At 38.5% G+C, this 16,534-nt stretch carries 19 protein-coding genes; 17 read left to right on the top strand and 2 right to left on the bottom strand.

The features are described 5' to 3' along the window. Positions 1–25 precede the first annotated feature (25 nt). The 5 genes from HCJ55_RS03760 to HCJ55_RS03740 all read left to right on the top strand — a co-directional run bounded on the left by HCJ55_RS03760 (position 26) and on the right by HCJ55_RS03740 (position 3,725). On the top strand, positions 26–259 hold the full coding sequence (locus HCJ55_RS03760; RefSeq protein ID WP_003719227.1) for a YkuJ family protein: 234 nt from the start codon (positions 26–28) through the stop codon (positions 257–259). A gap of 200 nt (positions 260–459) precedes the next feature. Beyond that, the gene (gene cbpB, locus HCJ55_RS03755) at positions 460–912 is read left to right on the top strand and encodes a cyclic-di-AMP-binding protein CbpB (protein WP_008947391.1); all 453 of its coding nucleotides are present in this window, start codon (positions 460–462) and stop codon (positions 910–912) included. Then, entirely contained in the window at positions 909–1,787 is an 879-nt protein-coding gene (gene ccpC, locus HCJ55_RS03750) for a transcriptional regulator CcpC (RefSeq protein WP_061387923.1), read from the top strand. The genes cbpB and ccpC overlap by 4 nt, the downstream gene beginning before the upstream one ends. 47 nt (positions 1,788–1,834) lie before the next feature. Further along, entirely contained in the window at positions 1,835–2,545 is a 711-nt protein-coding gene (gene dapD / locus HCJ55_RS03745) for a 2,3,4,5-tetrahydropyridine-2,6-dicarboxylate N-acetyltransferase (RefSeq protein WP_008947393.1), read from the top strand. A 64-nt stretch (positions 2,546–2,609) separates the two neighbouring features. Beyond that, complete coding sequence (locus tag HCJ55_RS03740; RefSeq protein WP_185502540.1) at positions 2,610–3,725, top strand: N-acetyldiaminopimelate deacetylase; 1,116 nt, start codon at positions 2,610–2,612, stop codon at positions 3,723–3,725. 44 nt (positions 3,726–3,769) lie between these two features. Here the strand turns inward: HCJ55_RS03740 and HCJ55_RS03735 are convergent, their stop codons facing one another. Further along, positions 3,770–4,615, bottom strand: a complete 846-nt coding sequence (locus HCJ55_RS03735) for a mechanosensitive ion channel family protein (protein WP_185502666.1) — start codon at positions 4,613–4,615, stop codon at positions 3,770–3,772. A 371-nt stretch (positions 4,616–4,986) separates the two neighbouring features. On the opposite strand from HCJ55_RS03735, the gene HCJ55_RS03730 reads away from it, so the two are divergent. The 12 genes from HCJ55_RS03730 to HCJ55_RS03675 all read left to right on the top strand — a co-directional run bounded on the left by HCJ55_RS03730 (position 4,987) and on the right by HCJ55_RS03675 (position 15,444). Beyond that, positions 4,987–6,180, top strand: coding sequence for a quaternary amine ABC transporter ATP-binding protein (locus tag HCJ55_RS03730; RefSeq protein ID WP_003722878.1), 1,194 nt, complete (start codon positions 4,987–4,989; stop codon positions 6,178–6,180). After that, a complete protein-coding gene (locus HCJ55_RS03725; RefSeq protein ID WP_008947397.1) occupies positions 6,173–7,021 on the top strand; it encodes an ABC transporter permease in 849 nt (282 codons plus the stop codon). Before HCJ55_RS03730 ends, HCJ55_RS03725 begins: the two co-directional genes overlap by 8 nt. Positions 7,022–7,034: 13 nt before the next feature. Next, on the top strand, positions 7,035–7,937 hold the full coding sequence (locus HCJ55_RS03720) for a glycine betaine ABC transporter substrate-binding protein (RefSeq protein ID WP_185502541.1): 903 nt from the start codon (positions 7,035–7,037) through the stop codon (positions 7,935–7,937). A gap of 114 nt (positions 7,938–8,051) precedes the next feature. Then, positions 8,052–8,543, top strand: a complete 492-nt coding sequence (locus HCJ55_RS03715) for a PTS sugar transporter subunit IIA (protein WP_185502542.1) — start codon at positions 8,052–8,054, stop codon at positions 8,541–8,543. Positions 8,544–8,657: 114 nt separating this feature from the next. Further along, a complete protein-coding gene (locus HCJ55_RS03710; RefSeq protein ID WP_185517107.1) occupies positions 8,658–9,353 on the top strand; it encodes a copper homeostasis protein CutC in 696 nt (231 codons plus the stop codon). Between the two features lie 80 nt (positions 9,354–9,433). Beyond that, positions 9,434–10,306, top strand: a complete 873-nt coding sequence (locus tag HCJ55_RS03705) for a CvfB family protein (protein ID WP_185517105.1) — start codon at positions 9,434–9,436, stop codon at positions 10,304–10,306. 135 nt (positions 10,307–10,441) lie between these two features. Further along, positions 10,442–11,155 carry a cell wall-active antibiotics response protein LiaF gene (gene liaF, locus HCJ55_RS03700; RefSeq protein WP_003734006.1) on the top strand — a complete coding sequence of 238 codons (714 nt, stop codon included), beginning with the start codon at positions 10,442–10,444 and terminating at the stop codon, positions 11,153–11,155. Next, on the top strand, positions 11,152–12,210 hold the full coding sequence (locus tag HCJ55_RS03695) for a sensor histidine kinase (RefSeq protein WP_185391063.1): 1,059 nt from the start codon (positions 11,152–11,154) through the stop codon (positions 12,208–12,210). Before liaF ends, HCJ55_RS03695 begins: the two co-directional genes overlap by 4 nt. After that, positions 12,207–12,845, top strand: coding sequence for a response regulator (locus HCJ55_RS03690; protein ID WP_003722886.1), 639 nt, complete (start codon positions 12,207–12,209; stop codon positions 12,843–12,845). The genes HCJ55_RS03695 and HCJ55_RS03690 overlap by 4 nt, the downstream gene beginning before the upstream one ends. A gap of 18 nt (positions 12,846–12,863) precedes the next feature. Then, entirely contained in the window at positions 12,864–13,523 is a 660-nt protein-coding gene (locus HCJ55_RS03685) for a potassium channel family protein (RefSeq protein ID WP_003719245.1), read from the top strand. A gap of 152 nt (positions 13,524–13,675) precedes the next feature. Beyond that, complete coding sequence (locus HCJ55_RS03680) at positions 13,676–14,596, top strand: hypothetical protein (RefSeq protein ID WP_185517103.1); 921 nt, start codon at positions 13,676–13,678, stop codon at positions 14,594–14,596. Further along, positions 14,593–15,444: an FUSC family protein gene (locus HCJ55_RS03675; protein ID WP_185502546.1), complete on the top strand. Its 852-nt coding sequence runs from the start codon at positions 14,593–14,595 to the stop codon at positions 15,442–15,444. The genes HCJ55_RS03680 and HCJ55_RS03675 overlap by 4 nt, the downstream gene beginning before the upstream one ends. Before the next feature lie 42 nt (positions 15,445–15,486). Here HCJ55_RS03675 and HCJ55_RS03670 read toward each other — a convergent pair whose 3' ends face one another. After that, positions 15,487–16,452, bottom strand: coding sequence for an LCP family glycopolymer transferase (locus HCJ55_RS03670; protein WP_185502547.1), 966 nt, complete (start codon positions 16,450–16,452; stop codon positions 15,487–15,489). Positions 16,453–16,534: the final 82 nt, after the last annotated feature.

Here is a 16,534-nt window from a genome sequence, read left to right as displayed (position 1 = left end):
TGGTGGATTTGAGAGGAGAGGTAAGATGTCTCAGTTATTGGGAATTATTCAACGTTTACATGCAATGCAAGAAGATGAGTCTGCTGAAACACAAGCAAGACGTTTTGAAAAAAATGGTACGCCTGTGTGCGAAGTGAAGTTTTTCCAAGCTTCTAACTCATTTGAAGTAGAAATCTATGGCGACAATAGTAAATATCAGTTTGATGATATTGACATGACGGCTATCGAAATTTTTGAAACATTACAAGAAAACGAATAAGAAGGTAAAAATCGGATAACCCGGTTATTTACTTAGAGGCTGTGAATATTTATTCACAGCTTTTTTTATTTTCAAGCACTAAATGAAAGAAATCAGACTAAATAGTATGGTAGAATAGGAGATGGAAAAGTTTCGCTTTATTTTAAAAGTTGAAAGAAACTTCGTAGAGCTTGAAAATACAAGGAAGAGGAAGATTCTAAATGATCTCAAATAGATTTGGACAATTTATCGATAATGAACTAGCTGATTCTATGATTTCCGCTGAAAAGGTTGCCCACGTGCAGCTTGGTAATAACTTAGAACATGCACTACTTGTTTTAACTAAATGCGGTTATTCAGTTATTCCTGTACTAGACTTTGAATTTAAACTCCATGGATTAATAAGTGCAGCAATGATTACAGATGCAATTCTTGGACTCGAACGTATCGAGTTTGAACGATTGGAAGATTTAAAAGTAGAAGATGTCATGCAAACGGATTTCCCGGTAATTAAAGATTTTAGTAATAACGAACGAATTGTTCACTTACTCGTGGATCATCCTTTTGTTTGTGTTGTAGATGCTGACCACCATTTTGAAGGAATCGTAACTAGACGCGTTGTGTTAAAACAAGTCAATCGTTATATTCATTTGCAGGTGGAGGAAAATAGATGATTGTCACAGAATATGAATTACTTGTTTGTTTAGCGGAAGAACTCAATATGCGGAAAAGTGCGGAAAAGCTCTTTTTAAGTCAGCCAGCTTTGTCACAACGCTTACAAACAATTGAAAGCAGATGGAACACCAAAATCTTTATTCGTACACAAAAAGGACTATTGCTAACCCCGGAAGGAGAAGCGATTGTTCGCCATGCATCTAGCGTGATTGAGCGTGAGCATACTATCCAAGAGAAACTCGAAGCGATGGAAGGTGTCGTGCGGGGAACACTGCGAATTGCCTGTGCGAGTGTAGTTGCACAAATGTGGCTACCGCGCGTCCTAAAAGCTTTCTCAAGAGCCTATCCAAACGTGCAAATTTCGCTTGTAACGGGTTGGAGCAGCGAAGTGACGCAACAATTAGCTGCCGGCAATGTTCATATCGGGATTGTTCGTGGAAATTCCACTTGGAAAAGCGTTCAAAAACCATTATTTAATGACAAATTAATTTTAGTCGATACAGAAATTACAAAAATAGAAGAAGTTTTCCAAACGAATCGACCATTTATTCAGTTTCGTAGCGATTCTAATTATTACCAAGTTATTCAAGACTACTGGCAACGAAATTTCGGAAAAATGCCACGTCAAGCAATGCTTATGGATCAAATGGAAACTTCAAGACAAATGGCCTTAAATGGTATTGGTTTTGCGATTTTACCGGAAGTAACGATGTTAGGCTATACGGACAAAATCAACAAAATCCCACTAACAGAAAAAGACGGCTCGATTCTAAGCCGAGAAACGAATTTACTCACTTATGAACAGTCACTCAGTTTACCACAAGTGAAGGCGTTTTTAGAAATAACAGATAAATTCCTTGAACAAGTTAAATAGCTATGGCAAAATAGAAAGCAGAACGTATCGGAAGGGGACAAAAATTCATGGAACAAATGGATGCACACCAAATTATTTCTTTTATTCAAAATAGCAAGAAAGCAACACCAGTCAAAGTTTACCTTAAAGGGAACTTAGAAAAAATCGATTTCCCAAGTGATGTAAAAACTTTCATTACTGGAAATGCGGGAACAATTTTTGGAGAATGGGCAGTTGTTGAGCCATTATTAGAAGCAAATAAAGCGAATATTGAAGATTATGTGATTGAAAATGATCGTCGTAACTCCGCTATTCCTTTGTTAGATATGAAAAATATTAACGCACGTATTGAGCCTGGCGCAGTCATTCGCGACCAAGTAACAATCGGCGACAATGCGGTAATTATGATGGGAGCAAGCATCAATATCGGTTCTGTTATCGGTGACGGTACAATGATTGATATGAATGTTGTTCTTGGCGGCCGCGCAACTGTTGGTAAAAATTGCCATATCGGTGCGGGTTCTGTCCTAGCCGGCGTAGTGGAACCACCGTCCGCACAACCAGTTATCGTCGAAGATAATGTAGTTGTTGGCGCGAACGTTGTTGTTTTAGAAGGCGTACGTATTGGAGAAGGCGCAGTTGTAGCAGCGGGCGCAATCGTTACAAAAGATGTAGCTCCTGGAACAGTAGTGGCTGGAATTCCTGCACGTGAACTTAAAAAATTAGATGCAAAAACAGCTTCTAAAACAGAAATCATGCAAGAACTTCGCCAACTTTAAAAAATCAAAGGGAACTGTTTCGTCTGTTGGCGGAGCAGTCCTTTTTTAGAAGGAGAGAGTCGCCATGTTAAATGAATTTATTGCCATTCGACGTGATTTACACCAAATTCCTGAAACAGGTTACAAAGAGCTAAAAACACAAGCTTATTTATTAGATTATATTAGCAAATTACCGAACGAACATTTAGAAGTAAAAAAATGGCGTACCGGGATTTTAGTGTTAGTAAAAGGGACTAATCCCGAGAAAACTATTGGTTACCGTACCGATATTGATGCATTGCCAATTACAGAAGAGACTGGTCTAGCATTCGCATCAAAACATCCCGGTAATATGCACGCTTGTGGACATGATTTACATATGAGTATCGCGCTTGGTGTGTTGACTCATTTTGCAAGTAAACCTGCCAAAGATAATCTACTATTCGTGTTCCAACCAGCAGAAGAAGGACCGGGCGGCGCCAAACCAATTATGGAAAGCGCGGAATTTGCCGAGTGGCGTCCAGATAGTATTTACGGACTTCATATCGCACCAGAATACAAAGTCGGCGAAATTGCGATTAAGCCAGGCTTACTGTTCGCCAACACATCAGAACTCTTTATTTCATTTAAAGGTAAGGGTGGCCACGCAGCGTATCCACATTTGGCGAATGATATGGTTGTTGCTGCAAGTGCGTTTGTTGGGCAAATGCAGACGATTATAAGCCGGAATATTGATCCAATGGATAGCGCAGTTATTACGATTGGTCGGATTCACGGCGGCGAAATTCAAAATGTCATTGCGGAAACGGCCTATTTAGATGGGACAATTCGGACGCTTTCACCAGAAACCATGGAAATTGTTTGGACTCGTTTGAAACAACTGGCAAAAGGTTGGGAAGAGGCTTACCAATGTGAAGTAGAATTCCATCCGGGTTCGGATTATTATCAAGTAGACAATGATCCAGCTGAAACCGAAGAATTTATCCAGTTTTTAGAAGAACGTTACCCTGAAAGTTATGTGCCAGCTCGTTCGGCAATGACCGGCGAAGACTTTGGTTACTTTTTATCCGAAATTAAAGGATTTATGTTTTGGCTAGGTGTAGATTCGGAGTACAGTTTGCATCACGCGAAACTTAATCCAAAAGAAGAAGCGATTCCATTTGCGATTGATGTATTAGTTCAATTTTTGGAAAGTAAATAAAAAAGACGTAAATTCGTTCTCAAAATGAGCGAATTTACGTCTTTTTAATTATTATTTGGTCCGAAAGTGCTAACAAAATTCAGTGGTAATTCGATTTCATTTTCTGCGAGTGCTTCGCGGATATCTTTGAGTAAATCACGTTGAACAGAGTATTGTTCACCATTCACGGCTTTACCTACCACTCGAATCATCATATTAGTCGCATCGATGTTTTGCACACCTAATACAACAGGGGGCTCTACGATATTTTTGTTTTCTTTTGCAGCAACTTCACAAACTTCACTAATAATTTTAATTGCTTTTTCCGGATCTTCATGCGGACTAATTTGAATGTCCACCATCACACGCATATTGCCGCGCGAATGATTACTAACGACCATAATTTGTCGGTTAGGAATGAAATGAAGCGTGCCATCAAAATCACGTACCTGCGTTGTTCTAAGTCCCAGTGCCTCAACAGTTCCATTGACGAGCCCAATTGTAATCGTATCACCAACATCAAGTTGTCGTTCAAGCAGAATAAAAAATCCAGTTACCACGTCACTGACAAGCCCTTGCGCACCAAACGCGATTGCCAAACTCGCAACCCCAGCGCTCGCAATAATCGCCGTAACATCCATAAAGTTCTGTAATAATAAAATCGCAAAAGTGAAGAATAAAACATAACCGTAAAAATTAGAAATTAAACTCTCTAATGTATCCGCCCGACCAACAGAAACGGCTTGTTGTTGCCGATACTTGCGGAAGAAACTACGAATAATCTTATTACCAACCACGCGAAAAATAAAATAAAGAACAATTAATATAGCAATTTTTATCCCGACAGAAATAATATGATTCCAAAATTGTTCCCAATCAATTGAATTGAACCACTTTTTGAGTAAATTCATCTTTTGGTCCACATCCTTTGAAAGATCTCCATCCATTTCATCTCCCCCTTTCTAATGAAATGTCCTTTTCTATTCTAACAAATATTTTACAAAAATGCTGTTATAAAAAATAAATTTTCACTAGAAAACGCTCATTTTTCTGGAAAAATCGCACTTTTTTTCAAAAAAAATTAAAAAACTGTTAGCCACTCTTGTAGTAAGATGGAGGCGCTTTCTAAAATGTGCAAAATGGCGCAAACCAAACTGTATGATGTGAAACTAAGCCGAAACTTGTGTACAATGATAAATGTTATTGCTTTTTTTAAAAGTGATATGGGCCGAATTTTTGCCTAGTAAATAATTCAATCTAAAAAAAGAAAGGGGATTTTATTTTGAGTAAGATTAAAGTAGAAGAGCTAACGAAGATTTTCGGAAAAAAGGCTTCCAAAGCATCTTCTTTACTTTCTCAGGGAAAATCGAAAACAGATATTTTGAAAGAAACAGGCGCGACAATTGGTGTTAATAAAGCATCTTTTAGCGTAGAAGAAGGCGAAATTTTCGTTATAATGGGGCTTTCTGGTAGTGGGAAGTCGACTTTGGTACGACTTTTGAACCGTCTAATTGAGCCTACGAGCGGAAAAATTTGGCTTGACGGAAAAGAACTATCTAGTCTAAATAAAAAAGAACTTTTGGAAGTTAGAAGAAAAAGCATGAGTATGGTCTTCCAAAACTTTGGTTTATTTCCGAATAGAACAATTAACCGCAATGTGGAATACGGCCTTGAAATTCAAGGAATGGACAAAGAAGAACGCGAGAAAAATGCAGCAGAATCATTGGCATTAGTTGGTTTAGCTGGTTACGGTGATCAATATCCTTCGCAACTTTCTGGTGGGATGCAGCAACGTGTAGGTCTTGCGAGAGCACTTGCGAACAATCCGGACATTTTACTGATGGATGAAGCTTTCTCCGCACTTGACCCGCTGAACCGAAAAGATATGCAAGATCAATTGCTCGATTTACAAGATAAAATGAAAAAAACGATTATCTTTATTACCCATGATTTGGATGAGGCGCTTCGTATTGGCGACCACATTATGATTATGCGTGATGGTTCCGTTGTTCAAACTGGTTCTCCGGAAGAAATTCTGGCACATCCGGCAAATGAATATGTTGAAAAATTCATTGAAGATGTAGACCGTTCCAAAGTCTATACAGCGAGCAACGTAATGATTCGTCCAGAAATCGTTAATTTTGAAAAAGATGGTCCTCGTGTTGCGCTTAAACGGATGCGTGAAGCTGGAACTTCCAGTGTATTTGTCGTAAAACGTAATCGTGAGTTAGTCGGAATCGTCCATGCAGCTGAAGTATCTAAACTTGTAAAAGAAAATATTACTTCACTAGAAACTGCTTTGCATCGTGATGTGCCAACAACTGGCCTAGATACTCCACTGGCAGAAATCATGGATACTATCTCGACAACAACGATTCCAATAGCTGTAACAGAAGATGGAAAATTAAAAGGAATTATCATTCGCGGATCCGTTCTGGCCGCACTTTCTGGAAACGAGGTGAACGTTAATGCCTAATATTCCAACGATTCCATTAGCTAGTTGGATTGACAAATTAGTGGATGGCTTAACGCAATTTGAAGGATTTTTTAATGTAATTACCAATATCATTGGCGGGATTGTTGACGCATTCCAATGGGTGTTTGACTTAGTTCCACCGTGGTTATTTATTATTTTACTCGTACTTGGAACATTCTGGGTAAACCGTAAAGGCAAAAAATGGGGTTTAATTACTTTTGAAGTTGTCGGTTTACTTTTAATTTGGAACTTAGACTTCTGGCGCGATATGACGCAAACATTGACGCTCGTACTGACAAGTAGTTTAATCGCTCTTGTTATTGGGGTTCCCCTTGGTATTTGGATGGCGAAAAGCAATATCGTCGAAAGTATCTTTAAACCGGTACTCGACTTTATGCAAACTATGCCAGCTTTTGTTTACTTAATTCCAGCTGTAGCATTTTTCGGGATTGGGATGGTTCCGGGGGTTGTTGCTTCTGTAATTTTCGCAATGCCTCCAACTGTTCGGATGACTAACCTAGGTATTCGCCAAGTTTCGACAGAGCTAGTTGAAGCAGCAGATTCGTTTGGTTCAACACCTTGGCAAAAACTTTGGAAAGTACAGCTGCCGATGGCGAAATCGACTATGATGGCTGGGATTAACCAAAGTATCATGTTAGCACTTTCCATGGTCGTAATTGCTTCGATGATCGGTGCGATGGGACTTGGAACACGCGTTTACTTTGCAGTAGGACGTAATGACGCTGGTGGCGGATTTGTGGCTGGGATTGCGATTGTTATCGTAGCAATCATCCTAGACCGTCTAACACAAGCATTCAACAAAAAAGCGAAATCGGAATAAGGAGGAGAGTAGATTGCTAAAAAAATTAATCACCACCGCAGTTTTGGCTATGCTTATTTTCACTTTAGCAGCCTGCGGGACAACACTTGCTCCTTATGATGCGAAAAAAGATTTAGGCGAACAAATCAATTATACAATCACTGGAATTGATGCAGGGGCAGGAATCATGCTTGCAACACAAAATGCGATTAAAGATTACCATTTAGATGACGATAATTGGCAGTTACAAACAAGTTCCACTGCTGCAATGACTAGTACACTTCAAAAAGCGATGAAAGATAAGCGCCCGATTGTTGTTACTGGTTGGACACCGCACTGGATGTTTACAAAATTTGATTTGAAATTTTTAGATGATCCGAAAAATGTCTTTGGTAACGCAGAAAATATCCACACAATTGTACGTAAAGGCTTAAAAGAAGATAAACCTTCCGCGTACCAAGTGTTAGATAATTTCTTCTGGACTGCTGAGGATATGTCGGAAGTAATGCTCGAAGTTAATGACGGCGTTGACCCAGAAGAAGCAGCCAAAAAATGGATTAAAAACAATCCTGAAAAAGTTGCCAAATGGACAGATGGCGTTGAAAAAGTAGATGGCGATGAAATCAAGTTAACTTATGTAGCTTGGGATTCTGAAATTGCCTCCACAAACGTTGTCGCAGAAGCATTAAAACAAGTTGGCTACAAACCAACGATTCAAGCAATGGAAATTCAACCAATGTGGGCTTCTGTAGCAACGGACGCAGCAGATGGAATGGTCGCAGCATGGCTTCCAAACACTTCCGGAATTTACTACAAAGATTACAAAGGGAAGTTTGAAGATTTAGGACCGAACTTAAAAGGTGCAAAAATTGGCCTCGCGGTACCAAAATACATGACAAACATTAATTCCATTGAAGATTTGAAAACAAGCAAATAAACTTTTGAAAAGACACGAAGAAGTTCAAGTCTTACTTGATACTTTCTCCGTGCCTTTTTTTCTCTATAAGGGTAAAATAATAGTTGATCTATGAAATTGCTAGGAGGAAGATGAATGTTTAAAAAATTTCTAAAAAAGACAAAACAAGAAGTAGTATTCGCGCATGTAACTGGACAAGTTATTGCGTTAGAGGATGTTCCAGATCCAGTTTTTAATCAAAAAATGATGGGGGAAGGCATTGCAATTAAGCCGGAAACAGGCACAATTGTTGCTCCCGTAGATGGAAAAATTATTCAACTCGCAGAAACAAAACATGCTTTTGGAATTCGTACTGATATGGGGCAAGAAATTCTTGTACATATTGGCTTAGAAACTGTATCTCTAAACGGTGAAGGCTTCAACGTTTTAGTAAGTGTCGGTGATAAAGTAAAAGTAGGCGACCCGATTGTGGAAGCAGACTTTGATTTCATCGAAAAAAATGCCGCAAGTACGGTCGTACCAATGGTTATAACAAATAGTTCAGAAGGTAAATACGATTTTGATTTCCATGACGTAACAAAAGCAGAAGCCGGGAAAACCGAAGTATTGACAACTAATTTAAAATAATCGAACGAAAAAATCCGTGAAAGGGTAATTTCCTTTTCATGGATTTTTTAGTATTCATTTACGTGTTAAAAGGGTAGAATGAAGGTAATTAGTAATTAAAAGGAGCGGAATAATATGTTAGAAGTGATAGTTCAAAATCCAAGAGATGCTTACTTAGCTGAAAAATATGGTGCAAATAGAATGGAAGTAGTTTCGGCAATAAGTGAAGGTGGCCTAACTCCGAGTTATGGAGCGATTAAGGAAATCGTTGGAGCTTCCAATTTACCAGCAATGATGATGATTCGCCCGCATAGTTTTTCTTTTGTCTATGATGAGCCAGCGAGAATAGTAATGGAACGCGATATTGAGCTTGCAAAAGAAGTTGGCGTAAAGGGAATTGTTTACGGCGGCATCACAGCAGACGGCGATATCGATCAAGCCCTTCTTGAAAAAGTAATTGAATGGAAAGGCGATTTAGACCTTACTTTTCACCGGGCACTGGAAGCAACCAAAGATATCGAAGCTAGTTACCAAGTTTTGCGTACATATGGAAAAGACATTAACCAATTACTCACTTCTGGCGGCACAGCTAGCGCACTGGATTCGCTGCCGCGCCTAAAACGCTGGATCGAGGATAGCCAAAAAAAACCAGATTCCTTCCAAATTCTAGTTGGAAGTGGCGTCAAACCAGAAAACATCGCGACCTTCCAATCAACACTGAACCATACTGACTACCACGTTGGAAGTGCTGCAAGAGAAGCCAGTGATTTTTCGAAAGAGATTTTAAAAGAAAAAATCGCTACATTACAACAACAAATAAACAAGCAATGATTCTACGTAGCAGGTAGCCTTACAAGCTTAGATACGCTATAATGAAACAAGACTATTCTTAATGAAAAGGTGGAAAAAAAGTGAATAACTATATTGGCAAAAGCCAAGTAATGACAGTAAAAGAAATCCGAGAAACAGGTTGGCTTCTTGAAAAAGACGAAGTAACTGTTTTTTTATCTAAATCAAATACACATGAAACGGAACTTGCTGTTGGTGCGGAAGTAACCGTATTTATTTTTGTGGACTATGACCGCGAAATCGCAGCAACAACGATTATTCCAAAAATTCAAGTAGGACATTATGGCTGGGGAACAGTAACAGAAGTCCGTAAACATCTAGGCGTTTTTGTCGATATCGGCATTGAAAAAGACGTCGTTGTATCATTAGACGACCTACCAGCACTACTGCATTTATGGCCTAAAAAAGAAGACCGTGTGATGATTGCACTGCGCGTGGATGAAGAAAATCGCGTTTGGGGAGTTCTCGCAGAAGAAGAACAATTCCGCGCAATTGCCGTTCGAGCAGAACAAGATTTATTTAACCAAAATGTCGAAGGTACCATCTATCGTTTATTAAAAATAGGTTCATTTGTATTTACAGATGATTTCCATATTGGTTTTATTCATGAAAGCGAACGAACTTCTGAACCGCGAATGGGTGAGCGCGTGAAGGCACGTGTTATCGCTGTAAAACCAGACGGCTCATTAAACTTATCTCTTCGTGGCAGATCGCATGAAGTATTGAATGATGACGCGGAAATGATTTTAACGTATTTACGAAGCGTTGGCGGAGAAATGCCATTTGGTGATAAATCCGATCCAGATGCTATTCGTGCAAAATTTGGTATAAGTAAAGCACAATTCAAGCGTGCAATTGGCACACTTTTAAAAGCAAGACGCATCACACAAGAAGATGGCGTGACGACGAAAATCACCGAAGAAACATCCGACTAAAGTAGTAGGGCATGTTCCAACTAGCGCGGTTTGTTTCCATAAGCAAATCATCGCTATAATAAACACAGCATGTACAAAGTAGCAAAAATCGAGAAATAACTTTGTCAAAAGATGAACGCAAGGAGGTGTGTCAGCTTGAAAAAAATGGAAAGCTCGGTTGTTTTTGTATTTTTAATTGCGATTATTGTTGGTGTAGGACTAGAAATGTTATTCCAGTGGGAGCTACTTATTTTGTTTGCACTCGGGATATTTTTCATCTTTACATCAAGAAAGGCAAGCGCAACGAAGAAAAGTGCGAGAAACTCATTGTTTATTGGTATCGTATTTATCATTATCGCCGTGTTACTTACAACCACTTTTAAAGTAGGACTTGTTGTTGCGGGGATTTATGCGATCATTCACTATATTAGTCGAAAGCGGGCACCTCAATTATTAATGCTTAAAACTAGAGAACCAGACAGCAAGATTGACCGCACAGATAAATTTATTCGCAATCAATGGTTCGGTAACCAGCGTATACTTGATGTAGTGTACGAATGGGATGATATCAATATCCAAACAGGAATTGGTGACACGATTCTCGATTTAGGAAATACAGTTCTTCCAACCGGCGAAAGTGTCATTATGATTCGTAGTGTGTCAGGGAAAATTCGGATTCTCGTTCCATTTGATATTGGCATTTGCATCGAACATTCCGCAATTTTTGGAAACATTCAATATGATAAAGAAAGCACTTCTATTCAAAATAATAGCATCAAGGTTTACTCGGATAATTACGAAAGTTCGGCACGAAAAGTGAAAATCATGACTTCTGTAATCTTCGGAGATTTAGAGGTGATTAGGCTATGAGCTTTTCGAAACTAATGATGGTTGTTTGCTCCGGTTTATTACTTGTTGCAACAGCTATCGGCACAGTCGGTTACTATTTTTTTAGTGAAGGCTCTTGGTATAAAATTTTAATTGAACAAAAAATCTTTTACATTCCGTTTGTCGTCTTTGTTCCGCTGACAGCCATTTCGGTTGGTTTAATCATCGGTGGCTTACTTGGCTATTTCGTGAAGCAAAAGTTTGAATCAATTGACTTCTCGATTCGGTTGCTCGGACAAGGCGATTTGGAGAAAAAGATTACGAGTGAAGAAGATGAAAACTTTTTAGAAGTACAGCAAGTATACAAGCAAATCGACCGCTTACGTGATAAAATGAAAGCACAAACGATTTTGACACAAAAACTTGCAAGCGACCGCGCGGAATCAACGGGCCAAACAAAAGAAGCCATTTTGTCAGAAGAGCGGCACCGGATTGCTCGGGAATTACATGATTCGGTGAGCCAGCAACTTTTTGCAGCGATGATGCTTTTATCAGCTTTGAATGAACAAAGTGAAAAAAGCGCCACACCAGCCATGCAAAAACAATTGAAAATGGTAGAATCAATCGTCAATGAATCCCAATCTGAGATGCGCGCGTTATTACTACATCTACGTCCAACACAACTTGAAGGTAAGTCGCTTAAAACTGGTATTGAACAATTATTAAAAGAATTAACAACCAAATTGCCTATCGAAGTCGAATGGCAAATTGAAGATATTAATTTGCAAAAAGGCATTGAAGATCATTTATTCCGTATCGTTCAAGAGCTACTATCCAATACTTTGCGCCATTCCAAAGCAAAATTATTAGAAGTACGCTTAGTAACAATGGACAATTTAGCTGTCATGAAAGTAGTTGATGATGGCGTTGGCTTTGATATGGATAATGTTCGTCAAGGTTCATATGGCTTACAAAATATGCGTGAAAGAGTTGCCGAATTTGGCGGCACCATCAAAATAATTAGTTTCCCAGGAAGAGGAACTAGCGTAGAAATAAAAATCCCACTTGTTGCGAAAAAGGACGTGGAAAGCGAATGATAAAAGTATTACTTGTAGATGATCATGAAATGGTACGTATAGGTGTTTCAGCTTATCTTTCTGTGCAAGATGACATGGAAGTTGTTGGCGAGGCAGAAAACGGACGTGAAGGCGCTGATATGGCTTTAGAATTACGCCCAGATATCATTTTAATGGATTTAGTTATGGATGAAATGGACGGCATCGAAGCCACAAAAGAAATTATGCAAAACTGGAAAGAAGCAAAAATCATTATCGTCACAAGCTTTATTGATGATGAAAAAGTATATCCAGCGCTAGAAGCCGGGGCAAGCAGCTATATGCTAAAAACATCCACAGCAAGCGAAATTGCTGATGCGATTCGTGCTACATACGGCGGTGACTCTGTACTTGAGCCAGAAGTAACTGGTAAAATGATGCAAAGATTAACTGCTAAACCAGAAAAAAACTTACACGATGATTTAACGAATCGTGAAAATGAAATCTTGCTTTTAATCGCGGAAGGTAAATCTAACCAAGAAATTGCCGATGAACTTTTCATTACATTAAAAACGGTTAAAACACATGTAAGTAACATTTTATCAAAATTAGATGTACAAGATCGCACGCAAGCAGCCATCTATGCATTTAAACACGACTTAGTAGAAAAAAAGTAGCCAGGAGGTAACGTACACATGAAAGAAGGATTTGCAGTCATCGGTCTTGGGCGATTTGGTGGAAGTATTTGTCGTTCATTAGTCGAGCAAGGAATGGAAGTACTTGCGATTGATTCAGATGAAGAACGAGTAAATGAATATATGTCGATTGCGACCCATGCAGTTATCGCCAATTCCACAGATGAAAATGCGCTTCGTCAATTAGGTATTCGGAACTTTGAACACGTTATCGTTGCCATTGGTGAAGATATTCAGTCGAGTATTTTAACAACGCTAATTTTAAAAGAAATGGGCGTAAAATACGTAACGGCAAAAGCAACGAACGATAAGCATGCCAAATTACTCGATAAAATTGGAGCTGACCGCGTTGTCCATCCTGAGCGGGATATGGGACGTCGGATTGCCCATTATATCGTATCGAAAAATATGCTTGATTATCTGGAACTTTCTGATGAATATAGTCTTGTCGAGATTTCAGTATCTGATCCGCGCTTCCTAGGAAAAAGTTTGGTTGATCTAGATTTCCGTAATTCTTTCGGCGTGAATATTGTCGGCATTAAAAAAGATAAGCAAATGATTATTACTCCTGAAGCAAATGATGTTCTCCACGAAGGAGATATCCTCATTGTTATCGGTTCAGATGATGATATTGAACGACTACAAGAAAAAATTCAATAAAAATAAAGCCTACGCAATATAAAAAGATATGTAGCCATGTCGATTATATGCTTAGGTTTTTTACTTGTTTACGCATTACTGCTTGCTATCTAGCCAGTTATTTTCTATGATAGTTACATAGCTTCACTTAAAGGGACAGGGGGAGAGAATAGATGAAGAAATTTTTGCTTGATAAAATCGGCGCTCGCGGACTTATTCAAATGTTACAAGCATTTATTTATGCGAGTATTTGTGTGGTTGTCCATACAGTTATTTTCCCCGATTTGGCCGGAGTATTGCCTATAGTCGTACTAATAGGGATTATTTCCATGCAACCTACATACGGAATTACAAGAAAAGTCATTCCCCAAATTGCACTAGCATTCACATTAGCGTGTTTGTTTGTAATTATAAGTACTTATTTTTTCCCAATTAATGTGTATATTTATTATATTGTGATGATCGTTGTTATTTTAGCAGTGAATTTTATGATGCCGCAAAAATACATGGTGATGACACTTGCAATTGGGACCGCGCTTTATTTCCTTGGAACGGACGATTTGCCAATGCCACTTTATGTAATGGTAATTGTGGCGTTAATTGATGTGTTCGTGTTCTTTTTACTCGTTCAACTTGTCGTCAAATATGTCCATTTGCCACTAGAAAAGACCGTTCAAACCATCATGAAACAATTGGTAGGCCTTTTTGATAAGGAAATTGAAAGTGTATTTAAAAACAATGGTAAATTTATAACAAAACCGTTGTATAGCATTTTTGTTCAATCGCAAATGTTTATTAAAGAATATAGCGCCAGTAAAAAAGCGAATCCGCGTCATGTGGAACTGTATCAATCGTTACTACCAAATTATTTGCAACTCTTCTTCCATATGCAAACGATGGAAGACATTGGCAGAGCAGGTTTATCAGAAGAAGCAAAACAGGCGCTTGCCAAGATTAATGTAGAAGTTTCTGCTGAAATAAGTGCAAAAGAAGTCGATCCAGTAGCCTCATTTCATGTGAAAAAATTTGTCGAGAACTTTTTAGCTGTTAAAGTTGGAATGGCAGAATTAGCTGAAGGGGGCGAGAAGAAATGAAGAAGATTTCTATGAGAGAACGTTTCGCTCTTGATCCTCGGGTTGCTAAAGTATTAATTAGTATTACGATTGCGGTGATACTTTTCCCGATTATGGGTGATTGGATTGTCTACCCAACATACGTATTTAATGCTATTTATATTACGGCTCAAATGAGTAAGGGCGAGACGTATAAATCAAGTATCGAGCGGATTATCGGAACTATTGTAGGGGGATTACTTGCGGCATTTGTCTATTTACTCGTGCCGAATCACCACTATATTATGATTCCGATTGGCGCAGCACTCGCGGTCATGTTAAGTTACCTATTTACGAAGAAATTCACGATGGTTATTGTCGTTATTACGGTGATGGTTCTTGTCGGAAAAGGGGACGGGGAACCTATTGTGTTTTTACGAGATAGACTTTTTGATACGATGATTGGTTTAGCTATCGGGTTCCTTGTTTACGCGTTGTATCCACGCAAGAAAAACAAAAAATTGAATCAAGTATTTATTTCTCAAGAAAAAGAAGTGCTTGAGCGAATAAAAGCAATCGATATCAATACAGAAGATGCCAAAGAGCTAGCTCCGAAAATAAAAGCGCTATGGAAACAATTGATAGATTTAAGAAAAACACGCGAACAAATTGTAACAGATAGCAGTTTTGTCCCGAGTTTAACAACCGACGAGCCGATGCTCCATTTTACAAGATTAGTTGAGCAGGCGATTAATAATATTGAAATTTTATATCATGTAACGCTAGAAAAAGAGACGGAACCTGATTATGAAGTAGTGTTTTCCTACCATCAACAGGCTTGTGCAAAAGTAATTACCGAGATGGATGCACTAATTACCAAACATAAATAAAAAGATGACTGAGGCTTTCATTAGCTTCAGTCATCTTTATTTTTATTCAGTAATATCTAAGCTCTTTTTAAACATGGAAATCACGCGTTCTAAATCAGTTTGTTCAGGTGCAAAGTAATACAAGTTAAACCCGTAAGACTCGCTATAAATCATTTCCCCTTCACCTTTAAGCTCTTGGGAATCTACATTTTTTAGTACGGAAGAATAATTTGTTGCCATTGTTGTAATGTCGGTTAGTGTCATATTCGTTTGGAAATTATCACCAACAGCTTTCATAATGCTTTCAAAATTAGAAACACCAGAGGAGCTTACGACTTTATTCGCAATACCGATAATAACATCACGTTGTCTATCTTGGCGACCAAAATCACCGCGCGGATCTTCATGACGAATACGAACATATTGCAAAGCATCCGTGCCATTTAAGGTAATATCACCTTTGACAAATTTGCTGTTTACGACCGTTAAATCGATATCATTAGTAACAGTAATACCGCCAACTGCGTCTACAAGGTCCTTAAAGCCCTCCATATTGATTGAAATGAAATAATCTACAGGAACTCCTGGCATAAGTTTTTCAACGGCTGAGACGGTTCCTGAGGGGCCACCTTTGGAATAGGAAGCATTAATTTTACCAATATCGCCATTTCCATAGTCTACTTTTGTATCACGGGGGATACTGACCATCTCTACGGAATTTTGTTGTTTATTTGCAGTGGCAAGAATAATTGTATCGGCACGACCATTTGTTTCACCAGGCCGAGCATCTGAGCCCATTAACAATACAGAAAATGGTTTTTTCTTTTCTAAGTCACTTGCTGTTTTATTACTTGATTCTAATGGTACATTTATTTTTGAAAAGGTATTTTGAACGGTGATGTAGTACTTCGCTGCTAATCCTGTTATTGAGAAAAAGATAATTCCTAAAAGGGTTACACTAGCAATTTTCATAACTTTAGTAAAAGTGGACGTTGTTTTTTGCTTCTTTTCAGTCCTAGTTTCTGTCATAAAATTTTCCTCGTCTTTCTATTTTGTTTGTTTAAACATACCATCGTCTTTGCAAGAAATCAACAAAAAACGATAAATGATG

It is taken from the genome of Listeria marthii, assembly GCF_014227425.1.
GTDB lineage: Bacteria > Bacillota > Bacilli > Lactobacillales > Listeriaceae > Listeria > Listeria marthii.
This window is presented reverse-complemented; position numbering and strand designations above follow the sequence as displayed.